Source organism: Paraburkholderia fungorum (assembly GCF_046027605.1).
GTDB classification, from domain to species: domain Bacteria; phylum Pseudomonadota; class Gammaproteobacteria; order Burkholderiales; family Burkholderiaceae; genus Paraburkholderia; species Paraburkholderia fungorum_F.
Genome location: NZ_JAQQEF010000046.1, coordinates 1 through 13,742, shown reverse-complemented (window position 1 = coordinate 13,742; position 13,742 = coordinate 1). Strand labels below are relative to the sequence as shown.

The 13,742-nt window shown below is 59.9% G+C and carries 12 protein-coding genes and 1 pseudogene; 8 read left to right on the top strand and 5 right to left on the bottom strand.

Going from position 1 to position 13,742, the window contains the following annotated elements:
* Positions 1-124: 124 nt before the first annotated feature.
* The 4 genes from PQR53_RS37305 to PQR53_RS37290 form a co-directional block, all read right to left on the bottom strand.
* Positions 125-769: a response regulator gene (locus tag PQR53_RS37305; RefSeq protein ID WP_408465370.1), complete on the bottom strand. Its 645-nt coding sequence runs from the start codon at positions 767-769 to the stop codon at positions 125-127.
* 111 nt (positions 770-880) lie between these two features.
* Positions 881-1,573, bottom strand: coding sequence for a response regulator (locus PQR53_RS37300; RefSeq protein WP_408465368.1), 693 nt, complete (start codon positions 1,571-1,573; stop codon positions 881-883).
* Positions 1,574-1,722: 149 nt separating this feature from the next.
* Complete coding sequence (locus PQR53_RS37295; protein ID WP_408465400.1) at positions 1,723-2,376, bottom strand: response regulator; 654 nt, start codon at positions 2,374-2,376, stop codon at positions 1,723-1,725.
* A gap of 363 nt (positions 2,377-2,739) precedes the next feature.
* Positions 2,740-4,056 carry an MFS transporter gene (locus tag PQR53_RS37290; RefSeq protein ID WP_408465366.1) on the bottom strand — a complete coding sequence of 439 codons (1,317 nt, stop codon included), beginning with the start codon at positions 4,054-4,056 and terminating at the stop codon, positions 2,740-2,742.
* Between the two features lie 98 nt (positions 4,057-4,154).
* Here PQR53_RS37290 and PQR53_RS37285 point away from each other — a divergent pair, with 98 nt between their 5' ends.
* The 8 genes and pseudogenes from PQR53_RS37285 to PQR53_RS37250 all read left to right on the top strand — a co-directional run.
* Positions 4,155-5,042 (top strand): LysR family transcriptional regulator, encoded by an 888-nt coding sequence (locus PQR53_RS37285; protein WP_408465364.1) that lies wholly within the window; start codon positions 4,155-4,157, stop codon positions 5,040-5,042.
* Positions 5,043-5,535: 493 nt separating this feature from the next.
* On the top strand, positions 5,536-6,252 hold the full coding sequence (locus tag PQR53_RS37280) for a c-type cytochrome (protein WP_408465362.1): 717 nt from the start codon (positions 5,536-5,538) through the stop codon (positions 6,250-6,252).
* Positions 6,249-7,661: a c-type cytochrome gene (locus tag PQR53_RS37275; RefSeq protein ID WP_408465360.1), complete on the top strand. Its 1,413-nt coding sequence runs from the start codon at positions 6,249-6,251 to the stop codon at positions 7,659-7,661. The genes PQR53_RS37280 and PQR53_RS37275 overlap by 4 nt, the downstream gene beginning before the upstream one ends.
* Before the next feature lie 30 nt (positions 7,662-7,691).
* Positions 7,692-7,868, top strand: coding sequence for a cytochrome c oxidase subunit 2A (locus PQR53_RS37270; protein WP_408465358.1), 177 nt, complete (start codon positions 7,692-7,694; stop codon positions 7,866-7,868).
* A 2-nt stretch (positions 7,869-7,870) separates the two neighbouring features.
* Positions 7,871-8,443, top strand: a complete 573-nt coding sequence (locus PQR53_RS37265; RefSeq protein ID WP_408465356.1) for a cupredoxin domain-containing protein — start codon at positions 7,871-7,873, stop codon at positions 8,441-8,443.
* Positions 8,430-10,055 (top strand): b(o/a)3-type cytochrome-c oxidase subunit 1, encoded by a 1,626-nt coding sequence (locus PQR53_RS37260; protein WP_408465354.1) that lies wholly within the window; start codon positions 8,430-8,432, stop codon positions 10,053-10,055. Before PQR53_RS37265 ends, PQR53_RS37260 begins: the two co-directional genes overlap by 14 nt.
* Positions 10,052-10,864 (top strand): c-type cytochrome, encoded by an 813-nt coding sequence (locus tag PQR53_RS37255; protein ID WP_408465352.1) that lies wholly within the window; start codon positions 10,052-10,054, stop codon positions 10,862-10,864. Before PQR53_RS37260 ends, PQR53_RS37255 begins: the two co-directional genes overlap by 4 nt.
* A gap of 211 nt (positions 10,865-11,075) precedes the next feature.
* Positions 11,076-11,567, top strand: a pseudogene (locus tag PQR53_RS37250) (T6SS effector amidase Tae4 family protein); the annotation flags it as partial.
* Between the two features lie 1,193 nt (positions 11,568-12,760).
* Here PQR53_RS37250 and PQR53_RS37245 read toward each other — a convergent pair.
* Positions 12,761-13,231 carry a hypothetical protein gene (locus PQR53_RS37245; protein WP_408465350.1) on the bottom strand — a complete coding sequence of 157 codons (471 nt, stop codon included), beginning with the start codon at positions 13,229-13,231 and terminating at the stop codon, positions 12,761-12,763.
* Between the last annotated feature and the right edge of the window lie 511 nt (positions 13,232-13,742).

Here is a 13,742-nt window from a genome sequence, read left to right as displayed (position 1 = left end):
GGTGTTGGAAGTCGAGCCTCAGCTAATTCAGAACTATGAAGCGGCAATGTCCCCCCACCAATCAGAAGACTCCTAAAGTCTTAGGAACCGTCGGTTGTCGAGACTGGCTTCTCTCACACGACGGTCAGGCCAATCCGATCTGTCTCGCATAGTCGATGAGGTCGTTTTCTGTCTCGAGACCGAGTTTGCGCATCGCGCTACGCTTCTGGGTGCTGATGGTCTTGCCGCTTCGTTGCAGACGTGTTGCGATTTCGTGGACAGCCAGACCTTGCACATAAAGCTGGAAGACTTCCCATTCGCGCGCGCTCAGCACGCCCGCGCGCGGCTGCGGCGGCGCGTCGGAGGTGTCTATCGCCACACGTGCCTGATCCGATAGATAAACACCGCCGGCAACCGCGGCCTCGATCGCTTCGATCAGCGCCGTGGCGGTATCGCGTTTGTCGACGATTGCAGCCACACCGAGGTGCAACAATCCAGAAAGCATGTGCGCATGACAGATCATCGTCAGGACGACGACACAGGGATGCGGCCGAGCCCGGAACAGGCGGCGCAGGAAAGACACGACATTGCTGGCCCCGTCAATGCCCGGCATGCCGATATCCGATACGACGACGTCGCACGCATACGTGTCGAGCAAATCGGCAAGCGTTCGGGTATCGGGCGCCTCACCGACTATCTCGATGTGGGGTGCCGCTTGCAGCAGGCGCATCACGCCAACACGGACGCAGTCGTGATCGTCGGCCACGATGACGCGGATCTTTTGTGTCATTTTTTTGTTGTCTTATCGACTGGCACTCCCCGCACGCGACGTGCATCCCCAGGGGTGCCAAGTGCATCTTCTATTCGCCACGCCACCGGACCGGCGGGACGCCTTGTCGGCTCAGCGCCGGTTTTGCACGCAATCTTCGGAGATCACGCCATGCTCGACGGCGAAGCGGAACAGTTCCGCGTCGCTGTGCAAAGCGAGCTTGCGCATCGCGGTACATTTCTGCGCACTGATTGTCTTGACACTGCGCCCAAGGCGCGCGGCGATTTCAGTTACGCCCAGTCCGGAAGCGTATTGCGTGAACACTTCCAATTCGCGGCGTGACAACATGTTCCGGACAAAGTCGAGGCGCTGTGCGACCGTTGCTTCGGTAATCAGCGATCGCACCGCCGGCCCGAGATAGCACTCGCGTGCGAGCGCCGTGACGACCGCCACGTGAATCAGATCGATCCGGTCGCGCTTGCTGATCAGTCCATCGACACCGAGCGCGATGACCTTTTTCAGCGCGGCAGCTTCGGTTTCCATGGTGAGCACGACAAGTGCGATGTTGGGATAGCGTGCCTTGAATCGCCTGATGGCTTCCAGTCCGTCGCCGTAGAAGCCTCCCGGCATGTACAGGTCCATGAGAACGAGGTCGCATGGAATACGATCGATTTCCTTGAAAAGCTCGGTGGCGTCCGCAGCACGACCGACGATTTCTATATTCGGATAGCCGGCCATCAGATTCTCGATCGCCAACAGAACCAATGGATGATCGTCCGCAATAATGGTTCGAACTGGCGTGCTTAAGTCGGCGTTGTCGTTCATCGTTTTTTCTCCCCCGTCCCTGAATTACCCGTCGCTCTCTCCGGAGCAACTGGCCCTGTCGCGATCATTAAACATATTTCGGAAAATAGACATAAGATCGCTCTGAAATACCTCAATGATCTCAAGAAAATATTGATTAGCTATGCGATTTATCCTTCACAAACTCCATATGCACGGACATAAGCAAAGAGACCGGGATCGTTGGTCACGCCGAGTTTCGCCATGGCTTCGCGCTTTTGGCGGCTGACGGTTCGGCGATGACATCCGAGCGCCACCGCAATCTCCGAGATCGATTGACCACCTACGGACATTCGGACGACTTCCACCTGCCTGCGGGACAAACATGAAACCAGCGGCGAGCCGCACGCCTCGTCCTGAGGCTGGGCGAGCGCTCCGATGATGGAACGGCCAACGTATACGTCGCCCGTTCGACTCGCCTCGATCGCTTTCCACAACTCTTCCATGGTTTCCATTTTGCTGAGCGTACTGACCGCACCATCCGACACGATGGCGCGGAGAATCGCCGTGTTCGTCACAGCTGTCATCACGACGATGCGCAACAATGGCCAGGCACACCGGATCCGTCTGACAAGGTCCAGGCCATCTTCAACCGCACCCGATGCCTCCGGCATCGTCAGGTCGGTGACGAGCACGTCGCATGGCGTGTCCTGCAACAATTGGATCAATGAAGTAGGCGTCGCCGCTTCGCCGACAATGGTGACACCGGCATGCATTTCCAGTGCGGCGCGAACGCCAAGCAGAACGAAGGGATGATCGTCCGCCAGAATGACTCGAAGGTTCACGATGATTTCTCTCGGTGGTTGTAGGTGTTTTCGGCGAACGTGCAGGAGGAATGCCACTTGCACGACGCCTGCTTTTGACGGCCTCCCTAGCCAGGAATGACGTGCCAGGGGCGGCCATAAAACCACTGCTACAACCATGGGGAAATCGGAGGGTTCCTAAACCGGCAGAGAATTTGATAGGCCACTGCGGGACTATCAAAATGGGAATGCATAATTATGCGAATCGAATGCGCAAGGGTATTTATTTCGCGGTTAATTCCCGCCTGAATGCAAGGCCGCGACGGGAGCGCGTACCGCCGCTCCTGTCGCATGGAAAACAACGAATCAGACCGGTTGCGTCAGACCACCGGTTACGGTTGCTCGTCATGTGGCATCGTACGCGCGTGCCGCTGTCAGCTTTCCAGCGCGAGCTGCACGCGGCAATACCGGTAGTGCGATCAATGCGCACACACTGGCTACCGCCCACACCATCGGCCACGAACCTACCGACAACAACGCCGGAATCGCGAGCGGCGTCAGGAACAGCGTGAGAAAGACGCAGGTGTTGCCCATTGCGAGTGCGGTGCCCGCGCGACTCGTTCCTGCAAGCGTCGCGAGTTCCGTGAAAGCGACGCCGTGCCACGCGGACCCGCTGATACCGCCGAGCACGATCATCAGCGCGAACACCGCCGTCAGCGCCGCGTGGTGCATCCCGGCGAGACCCGTCACCACGGCGAGTAATGCGAACAGCACCGCCGTCAGCACGCTGCAGGCACGCATGTACGCACGTCGATTGCCGCGCCGGTCGGTCCACGCCCCGCTCCAGACCCGCGCAATCGCAGCACCCGTTTGCACTGCCGCCATCGTCACACTGATCGCGAGCACGCCGGCAGCGCCGAAGTCGTGAAGAAAAACCGTTCCGAACGTCACGACCGCAATCTGCGGCACGCACAATGCGCCGGCGCCGAGCGCCACTCGCCAGATGCCAATATCGCGTAACGGCGAAACCCTCGCCGACACGGCAGCCGCAGCCGCCGCGTGGCGAGCCGTACCCGCGCCACTCCCTTCGGCATGCGAAGGTTCGTGCAGCCAGCACCAGGCGAACCCCGCGGTAATCGCGCACGCAACGGCCAGCACGGTGTACGCACTGGCAAACCCGAACCTCGAGGCGAGCATCGGCAAGATCAGCGCCCCCACCCCCCCGCCGGCCGGCACCGCGGTCTGCCGGATACTCATCGCGAGGCCGCGCTCACCTTCGCGAAACCAGGCCATCACCGCGCGGCCACTCGAACCATTGACGCTGCCGCCGAGCAGACCAACCAGCAACAGGCCGAGCGCGAGCGTGGCCACGTGCGGCACATGCGCGCCGGACGGCACCACGAACAATGCCAGCCCGGCTAGCGCGGCGGCAGTCGAAAGAAGTCCGAGCAGGAGCACGCGGCGGTCGCCCCACCGGTCGGTCAGGAGTCCCCATGGCAACTCGCTGACCGCAATGCCCAAACCGAGCATGCCGAGCACCAACCCCAGTCCATCGTTGCCAAGGTGATAGCCCGAACGCAAAAATACGGCCGTCGTCGGAATCCCCGAGAAAGCAGCCGAAAAGCTCGCGTTCGCCGCGAAGCCGACGCCCAGCACCTTCCACCGATGATTGGCCGCGCGCCCGCCCGGCACCCGTCCGGCGGCAATCGATTCGCTTTCCATGGCAGTCCCCGCAATGAATGAATTGGCGGTATCCTACGGCTGGACCAACCATCGGAAAAGCCGGAAATTCAGATGACTTCCATCGGATATGCCGAATCATGAGTCAACGTGGATTTGACCTGACGCAATTGCGCACCTTCGTCGCCGTCGCCGAGTCGGGCAGCGTCTCGGCGGGCGCGGAGCGGGTGTTCCTATCGCAGTCGTCGGTGAGCGAGCAATTGAAGAAACTCGAGGAACGCGCCGGCCAGCCGCTCTTCGTCCGCAGCAAGCAAGGCGTGTCGGCCACGCCGGCCGGCAGCCGCCTGCTCGATCACGCGCGGCGCATCATCGCCATGAGCGAAGCGGCATTCGAAGACCTGCAAGGCCGTTCACTCGACGGCGAACTCCGCATCGCCATCACGGATTACTATCGGCCGCACGACATCGCGCGCATTCTTAAGACGTTTGCGGAACAGCACCCGCGCCTGAAGCTGCACGTCACCGTGCTGCCAAGCGCCGTGATCGACAGCAGCGCCGGCGACGATGCGTCGTACGACATCGGCCTCTCGTTGCGGCTCGTTACCGGGAACGCGCGCGCCTCGGGCCGCCGCGCCGTTGCACAGAGCACGGTGGTGCGGAGCGAGAGACTGCTGTGGGTCTGCGCAGCCGATGCCAGTCCGCGGCCGGCCACGCCCTATTCGCTGGTTTTGCTGCCTTCGAGTTGCCAGTTGCAGCGCTTCGTCGTGAAGCTTCTCGACGAGCACAAGGTGCCGTATCTAGTGTCGCATTCGGCCTCCGGGGTAGCCGGGCTGCAACTCGCATTGAAGGCCGGGCTGGGGATTTCCTGTCTGAACGAATCGTCGCTCGGCGGGGGCGTGGTGGCCTGTGGGCCGAGCGTCGGCCTGCCCGCCCTGCCTGCCGTCGAGTTTCATTTATTGCCGGGACGCGTCGGCGAAAGCGAACGCGTCAGTAACGCACGCACCGCATTGATGCGTCTTTTCAGTTAGCGTGCGGCGCGGCGCTGTACACACAGCGAGCCGCGAATCGCGAGAGAAACGGAGAGCGGCGCGTCGATCGCATTCGACGTTGCTCAGCGCACTTAAACCACCTTCAGAATAAATATTGAAAGCGCTCTAATCGACGCCTATGCTGATCGAGTAAGGCGCCGCGTGGCTACCAAATTTGATTGACGCATGGGATAAATTCCTGCAACCTGATACTCATTAGGCAGACGTATCAACGAGCATTAAATGCAGCCCGAAACGCGCCGCCCACGGCGCATTCAGGCAGGTCATTGTTTTATATAGCAATCGCGTCGCCGTATCGATTCAACACTGCGCCTCCTTAATAAGTCCGTTTCGATTTGCTGTTCATGCAGTCGTTATAAGAGAAAAAGTAACCGGCGTGTCGTGCCTCGCTCATCGAATTCATAAGCGAATTCATGCGCGCATGCGTGATAAATAAATAGCGAAAATAACCGTTCCCCCGACGAGGCTTGGCGTGCATCGTAGAACTATCGGATTTTCGATCCTGCTGGTGTTTTACGTCGCATGGCGTGGCGCGGCGTTCGCCGCCACTGACGCCTCAGGCGCGATGCCCTCGGCCATGGACGAACGCGTGCGCGCTTGCACCTCGTGTCATGGCGTGCAAGGCCAGGGTCTGAATAACGATTACTTTCCTCGTATCGCCGGCAAACCCGCCGACTATCTGTTCAATCAGTTGACCGCGTTCCGTGACGGCGGCCGCACCTATCCGCCAATGGGTTATCTGCTCGCGTTTTTGCCCGACGATTATCTGCGCAAGATCAGCCAGTATTTCGCCGACCTGCAGCCGCCCTACCCCAATGCCGATCACAGCGACGTCGCGCCGGCGGTGCTTGCAGCCGGACAACGGCTCGTCACCCAAGGCGACCCGGCACGCAAGATTCCCGCGTGTATCGCCTGTCACGGAGCGCGCATGACGGGTACGCAACCTGGCATTCCCGGCCTGCTCGGTCTGCATGCGAGCTACATCGCCGGGCAGATGGGCACATGGCGCTCGGGCACACGTCACGCGCTTGCGCCGGACTGCATGCATTCGATCGCCGTCAAGCTGACCGATAAGGACATCACTGCGGTATCGAGCTGGCTCGCGCGTCAGCCGCGCCCTGCCGATCCGCGGCCCGCGCCGGCATCCGCTGAACGGCTGCCTCTCGCATGCGGGAGCCAACCGCAATGAAGCCGACCCTTCGCTCGATCCGTTCAGTTTCTTCTGCGATGACAAAGCGCCATCGCACCGCTACCTCTCTCGTATGCGGCTTGCTGGTTGCCGGCTTGATCGTCGCCGGCAGCGCCACGCCTGGTGGCGCACCGCGCGCGTTCTCGAGCGCGTTGCTGATCACGGAGGCACGCGCCGCTGAAGCCGTGCCTGCCGCCACGACAATGGCGCCAACAACGACCGCGGCCGCTACGGGCGACAAAGCCGACACCCGCCCCGACATCGTCAAGCGCGGCGAGTATCTGGCGCGCGCCGGCGACTGCGTCGCCTGCCATACCGCGCCGCGCGGCAAGCTGTTCGCCGGCGGGCTCGCGATGGATACGCCGTTCGGCACGCTGTATTCGCCGAACATCACGCCGGATGCGCAATACGGCATCGGCACCTGGAGTCAGGACGCATTCTTCAAGATGATGCGCACCGGCCGCACGCCGGACGGCACGCTGATCTATCCGGCCATGCCGATCGCCCAGTACACCAAGGTCACGCGCGAAGACTCGGACGCGATCTTCGCGTATCTGAAGTCGGTGACACCGGTACGCGAGCCGAACCACAAACACACGCTGCGCTTCCCGTTCAACCAGCGCAAGCTGCTGTACGGTTGGCGCACCCTGTATTTCCGCGAAGGCGAGTTCCAGCCCGATCCGACCAAATCCGTCGAATGGAATCGCGGTGCGTATCTCGTCGATGGACTCGGGCACTGCACGATGTGCCACACCAAGATCAACATGCTCGGCGGCTCGTCGCAAAGCGAGCAGTTCGCCGGCGGTCTGATTCCGGTGCAAAACTGGTACGCGCCGTCGCTGACGTCCGACAAGGACGGCGGTCTCGGCGACTGGAGCATCAAGGACATCGTCGACCTGTTGCAGGCGGGCATTTCCGATCGCGGCGCCGTGTACGGGCCCATGGCCGAAGTCACCTATCACAGCCTTCAATACATGACGGAAGCCGACGTCAAGGCGATGGCCGTCTATCTGAAGACACTGCCGGACAATCGCGGCCGCAAGTCGGGCCCATCCGCGCCGACCAACACCACCGTGTTCGCGCTCGGCGAGAAGATCTACGCCGACAAGTGCGCGCTGTGTCACGGCGCCAAGGGCGAAGGCCAGTTGCAGCACTACCCTCCACTCGCCGGCAATCAGTCGATCGAAATGGATTCCGCGGTGAACCCGATTCGTATCGTGCTCAATGGCGGCTTCCCGCCCGGCACCATGCGCAATCCCGAGCCGTATGGCATGCCGCCCTTCGGTCAGGAACTGAACGATACCGATGCCGCCGCAGTCGTCACGTATATCCGCACGGCGTGGGGCAACCACGGCAAACCGGTGACGTCCCGTGAGGTCAACGAGTTGCGCAAGGCACCGCTGCATTGAACCTGAAACGCTGCACTGGAGAATCTCTAGATGGAAGCGAACGATACCCGCAGCGCGGCCCCACCCACGGATGAAGAAGTGGAACGCGTCGTCGCGGCCGGCCCGCATGGCGCGATCGCCGTGGCCGGCATCGCCACGCTGATCGTCATGGCGATCTGGTTCGGCTTTTACTTTCTTTTCTTCCTGCCGCGCGGCGTCATCCACTGACTATGTCGACTGATTCCAATCACCAACCGGGCAGCGGTCACGAAGTCGCGTTACGCGCCGAGCGCCGCTGGGCGATTTTCGCTGTGGCGCTGATCGTGCTGATGCTCGCCGTCATCGTGTTCTCGGGACTGCATTGGGCGATGATGCCGCCGTCGCGGGTCGAGACGATCGATCCTTCTCGCCTGCAACTGTCCGGTGAATTCGTCGAAGACAATCTCGGCAGCGCCGTCGAGCCGGATGGCTCGGTGGTCGTGCGCTTCATTGCGCAGCAGTATTCGTTCACGCCGCAGTGTCTGCTGGTGCCGGCCGACACGCCGATCACGATTCGCACCACCAGCGCCGATGTCGTACACGGCCTGCTCGTGACCGACACCAACATCAACACGATGGTCGTACCCGGCTACGTCGCGACGTTGAACACGCGCTTCGACAAACCCGCCGATCACACGATGCCGTGTCACGAGTTCTGCGGCTTCGGTCACCAGACCATGTGGGCCCACGTCAAGGTCATCGACAAAGCCACGTTCTTCGAGCAAGCCCGACAATCACGGAGACTCAGCTGTGTTGCACGCTAAGCGACTCGTTCTTGCGCATTTCTGGCTCGCCTTCATCGCGTTTCTGATCGCACTGCTGCTCGGCGCCTGGCAGATGTTGGTACGTAGCCCATTGGTGCCGTGGGTCGGCGACCCCGAGCTCTACTATCGGTCCGTGACCGCGCATGGCTCGGTGATGGCTTATGTGATGCCCACGCTGGTTTCGATGGGCTTCGGCTACGCGATCGTCGAACTTGCGCTCGCGCAGCGGCTTGTCGGTCTGAAATGGGCGTGGGCGGCGTTCATCATGCTGGCGGTGGGCGCGGTGATGGCGATGATCCCGGTTGCGCTCGGCCGGGCCTCGGTGCTCTACACGTTCTATCCACCGATGATCGGCAGCCCGTTCTATTACCTCGGTGTGGTGCTGGTGGTGGTTGGCTCGTGGATCTGGGTCGCGCTGATGCATGTGAATCTGCGTGTGTGGAAACGCGCCAATCCCGGCAAGCCCGTCCCGCTCGCGATGTTCGCCAACGTGGCGGGCGCCTATCTGTGGGCCTGGACCGCGGTCGGCGCGGCGCTCGAAATCCTGTTCCAGATCTTGCCGGTCGCCTTCGGCCTGACCAATACGATCGATGCAGGTCTCTCGCGCATTCTGTTCTCGTGGACGCTGCATGCGATCGTCTATTTCTGGCTGATTCCGGCTTATATCGCGTACTACACGTTGGTGCCGCGTGCGATCGGCGGACGGCTCTACAGCGATTCGATGGCGCGCGTGTCGTTCATTCTGTTCCTCGTGTTCGCGATGCCGATCGGCATTCACCATCTGTTCGCGGATCCGCAGGTCGGCTCGGGCTTCAAGTTCCTGCATGCGGTGTTTACCGGCATGGTGTCGGTACCGACGCTGCTGACGGTGTTCACGATCTGCGCGTCGGTGGAAATCGCCGGCAGGCTACGCGGCGGCAAAGGCGCGTTCGGCTGGTTGACCGCATTGCCGTGGCAAAACCCGATGATGCTGGTGATCGCGTTTTCGTTCGTGATGCTCGGTCTTGGCGGTGCGGGCGGGCTGATCAACATGAGCTACCAGTTGAACTCGACGATTCACAATACGCAGTGGGTGACGGGGCACTTCCATCTGATTTTCGGCGGGGCGATCGTCATCATGTACTTCGCGATCGCGTATGAACTGTGGCCGCAACTGACCGGCCGCGCGATTGTGTCGGTGAAGCTGGTGCGCACGCAACTGTGGCTGTGGTTCATCGGCATGATGGTGGTGACGCTGCCGTGGCACTACGTCGGCTTGCTCGGTGCGCCGCGCCGTATGGCGTACTACGACTACAACACGCCGGGGATGGAAGCGCAGGCGTTCTGGGTGGGGATGTCGGCGGTGGGCGGACTGATTCTGGTGGTGTCGGGCGTGCTGTTCATTTACATCCTCGCGAAGTCGCAATTTGGGCCTGAGGTCCAGCAGCAGACTTTCCGCTTTGCGAGCGCGGTGCAGCCGGTGGAGCACGTGCCTGCCGCGCTCAATAGTTTCGGCTTGTGGGTGGCGTTGATGATCGGGCTGACGGTCGTCAACTACAGTGTGCCGATCGTTCAGCTGCTCAGATTGCCGCAGACGTCGGTGCCGGCAGTTGTCGTCGGAGCGCAGCGATGAATCAGGAACGCGTCTTCAGCTTGCGCAACCCGTGGTTTACGGTGAGCATCGGCGGCACGATTGCGATTGCCGTCGTGGGGATATTGATTGGGTTCATCTGGTTGCCATCGGCGAATAGTGGATTCAGCGAGCGTGGTTTATGGGCGACGATTTGCAGCGCTGCGGGCGTGCCGTCGAGTTGGTATGGAGGCGGTTCCAATATCGCTGGCCCGGCACCGAGCGAGGTTGTGGTGTTACCGCCTTTGCGGCGAGCACGAGCCGACGCGAATTCGATCGGCCGCGGCGCGACGATCGCGACGCAGAATTGTTCGATGTGTCATGGGGTGCTGGGCACGGTACAGGTGACAGCGCCTGCGTTGGCCGGGCAATATGCCGACGTGGTCTATAAGGAATTGCGCGATTATCAGAACGGCGTGCGGCAGAACGCGATCATGCAGCCGATCATTGCGGCTCGCACCGATCAGGATTTGCATGATCTGGCGGCTTATTATGCTTCGCTGCCGAGGGCGCCGGCGGCTGAGGTTTTGCCCACCCGCGTGGGTCCGGATGCGAACGCGGTGAAGCTGGCGATGCAGGGCGATCCGCAGCGAAATATTGCGCCTTGTGCTGCTTGTCATGGACAGTTGGATCGCAAGGGCGCCGCGCCTTGGCTTGGTGGACAGTCTTCTATTTATCTCGCTGCGCAGATGCGGGCGTTTGCTTCCGGTGCCCGGCATAACGATATCAATGAGCAGATGCGGAATGTGGCGAGGCAGATGACTCCAGCGGAGATTGATAGTGTGGCTAAGTATTATGCGGCTATGCAGTGAGGTTTGAGGTCGGTTTCGCCTTCGTGGCGCCGAACCGCGCATGACGTATTACATGGCCCGCACTCAGCGGGCCATTTTCTTGCCGATGGTCCTACGCACATTCAGATATCCCTGACGCATTCTCAGCGGCGTCCAATACCGCTGCCCAGCAAAAAAAAACCAGGCTCTACAGATAAGTTTTTCAACTCTGTAGGAGACTGATTCATGGAAGGATCAGCGCGCGATTCGCATGAGCGTCACGTTTCACCGCGTGGGAATCGAAATGAAGTCGTTCTCTGAAAAGCTGATCAAACCCCTCTCGGGCCAAAAGAGCATTGGGCGAATTATCCTCGATGGGAAAGCCACCGCGACGCGAGCGGACGAACTGGGCGAATGGTTGAGACTGCGACCATTCGCCGGACTGCCGAAGGCGGAGGATATTACTGGCGCAGACTGGGAATCCAAGGTTAAGGTCCGAACGGGGATCATTCAGTTTTCGCGTTACTGGGCGCGGGACGGGGAAGGCACCGCAAACGCAAGCGGCGGACATATTGACTTATGGAACCGCTCGCGGTTGACGATTAGCAGCGCGCCGGACGCCCTTGCAACGATTGGCCGACACCTTGGCTATTCATCGTTCCGACAAGGTGCGACGATGTTGCCAGACATTAGTTGGTCAGACCTTGGCAAGTCGAAGTCGATTTTGTTTTGGGAGATCAAGTGAAACGATGCGCAGTGAGCTTAGGCGGCTTTGCCTACGGCCTCGGCCTTACATGGGTCTGCCTATCCGCGCTAAGTCATTTTCACTGGACGCGCCACCACGATCGGATAGCAACCGGATGCCATGAAATTGGAAAATGTCCGTTCCCGTGGTGGGGTTGGTTGTTTCTGATTTCGTACTTGTTTGGCCCCGCAATCATTCTAGCGATGATCAACACCGTCGCATGGCGCAGATGGTCTGTGCGGAAATGGGCTTGCGGTTGCTTCAGTGCAACGGTATTGGTTCTCGCGCTATACGCAGTGGATTACTTTGTGTGAAGCCCGCTTTGAGGAAATTAGGCTACCAAAATTCGACCGCTGGTTCTATCCACTTGTGGAACAAAGACATGCTCACCTCATCAGGTCTCGGAGGAAGAGCAACCTCTTTTTTCGGTTCCGCGTCGGTGTGTTGCGAGCATGGTATTCCGAACTCACCAAATCAAAACAGGCTCTCCTCTGGCAAATCAAGTGAAGCAAGCAGCGTGGTCTGTGGCCTATCTGGCTGTTGGCCTCTTAATATCCTGGCAATCAGCTCTGTTGGCTAGTCGATTGGCGGGCCGGTACTCGTGGCCGTTAATCCATAGTCGCTGGCATGGGTGTTGGGACTTTGAACAGTGCAGCGTTTCATGGCTCGGCTATGCAGCGGCTTTCCTCTTTTTTTAGGACCGGTTGCCGCCTGGGGTATCGTGGGATTTGCGCAAGCAAAAAAACTCAGTTTGTCTCGCATTGCCATTACCACGTCGATATTACTTTCAGGGACTGCCATGTTTTACGTGGTCTTTTATGCCGTCGTATGGCAATGACTACCGGCTAAGGTCGGACCAAAAGAGCGTATCGCGATGAAGTCTTATCATCGGTCAGATCGAATTCTGATCGGTGGGAAGATAACCGCATTGCGTCCTAATGAATTAGCAAAGTGGCTCAAGTTGCATCCGTTCGCGTGCCTGCTGGCGCCGAGTGACGTTACGGGTAACGATCGGGAAAGCAAGATCACGGGCGCAAGAGCATCATCGGGTTCTCGCGCTGTTGGACGCGACACGACGAAGAATAGATGAGCGCGAGCACTGCGGGGCGACGGCAGAACTTTGAGAACAGGAAAGGCGCGAATTGCTCGCGCCTTTTTTATCTTCCCTGTGATGTGGTGACCGCTAGTGCCCCTTAGTGTGCAACGGTGCCAGTCCACGCGCCCGCTTTTTTTCGCGACACAACGTTTGTGCTTACCAACTTCCGCCGCGTGTTATCCGCTGGTTCCCCGTTGGCCTCCTCGCTTGGCTCCGCCCGCACCGCCTCCGATAAAAGACTCGCGGCACGCTTTGCGGTGATGCGGCTATGAGGCACGTCCTTCGCATCGAGCGCGATGACTCGATACAGCTCGCGGTCGCATTCAATTTCGCGCTCGTACGCCTCGCCGGTTTCGACAAGCAGTTCCAGCAGCGCCTGTTGGCTTTGCCGTTCGTCCCTTGTCATGGAAGGCATCCGGCGTATTGACGTCGCGAGCGTCACTAGTCTTTTGAGTTGATCCAACTGCCGGTTGCATAAACCGAAAGCTGAAAGCGCGAGTTTCTCGTACTGCAGTGCATCGACGGGTGTGCGTGAGGATACCTGAGGTTTTTTGGTGGATTGGCTCATGGTGCGATTTCCGGTTCGTTCCTGAATCGCCCGACACTCGCTAAGTGGGGTGAGCGGGCGCGTAGTGAGGTTTGCAGACCGGGAGCTAAACCAATACCGGCGAGCCTTGCGGCTCCCTCACCACGGCCCGCCCATAGAAGAGGCGTGCATAGATGAGCACCACCCACTTTCGCGGGCAGTGCGGTTTAACTCAACGGGCTGCAAAACCCGCGCCGTTTTGTCTAACGGCAGGAACAATTTAAACCACCTATTTTTTGGGACGATCAACCAATCAGGCTAAACGCGCGAATTATAACTAATCTTTACATTTGGCCCGCCGCGCACACTCTCTACCCCTCGCCATGTCGCGAGCAAAGACACGACAAACTTCAGCGCATCTCGCATCTCGCATCTCGCATCTCGCATCTCGCATCTCGCATCTCGCATCTCGCATCTCGCATCTCGCAATGCGCACGTGTAGGTTCGGCGTTCGGCGTTCGGCGTTCGGCGTTCGGCGTTCGGCGTTCGGCGT

Excerpts from the sequence above, each read along its gene's own strand:
- PQR53_RS37305 (WP_408465370.1), bottom strand. The coding sequence starts at position 769 with ATGACACAAAAGATCCGCGTCATCGTGGCCGACGATCACGACTGCGTC.
- PQR53_RS37300 (WP_408465368.1), bottom strand. The coding sequence starts at position 1,573 with ATGAACGACAACGCCGACTTAAGCACGCCAGTTCGAACCATTATTGCG.
- PQR53_RS37290 (WP_408465366.1), bottom strand. The coding sequence starts at position 4,056 with ATGGAAAGCGAATCGATTGCCGCCGGACGGGTGCCGGGCGGGCGCGCG.
- PQR53_RS37285 (WP_408465364.1), top strand. The coding sequence starts at position 4,155 with ATGAGTCAACGTGGATTTGACCTGACGCAATTGCGCACCTTCGTCGCC.
- PQR53_RS37275 (WP_408465360.1), top strand. The coding sequence starts at position 6,249 with ATGAAGCCGACCCTTCGCTCGATCCGTTCAGTTTCTTCTGCGATGACA.
- PQR53_RS37270 (WP_408465358.1), top strand. The coding sequence starts at position 7,692 with ATGGAAGCGAACGATACCCGCAGCGCGGCCCCACCCACGGATGAAGAA.
- PQR53_RS37265 (WP_408465356.1), top strand. The coding sequence starts at position 7,871 with ATGTCGACTGATTCCAATCACCAACCGGGCAGCGGTCACGAAGTCGCG.
- PQR53_RS37255 (WP_408465352.1), top strand. The coding sequence starts at position 10,052 with ATGAATCAGGAACGCGTCTTCAGCTTGCGCAACCCGTGGTTTACGGTG.
- PQR53_RS37245 (WP_408465350.1), bottom strand. The coding sequence starts at position 13,231 with ATGAGCCAATCCACCAAAAAACCTCAGGTATCCTCACGCACACCCGTC.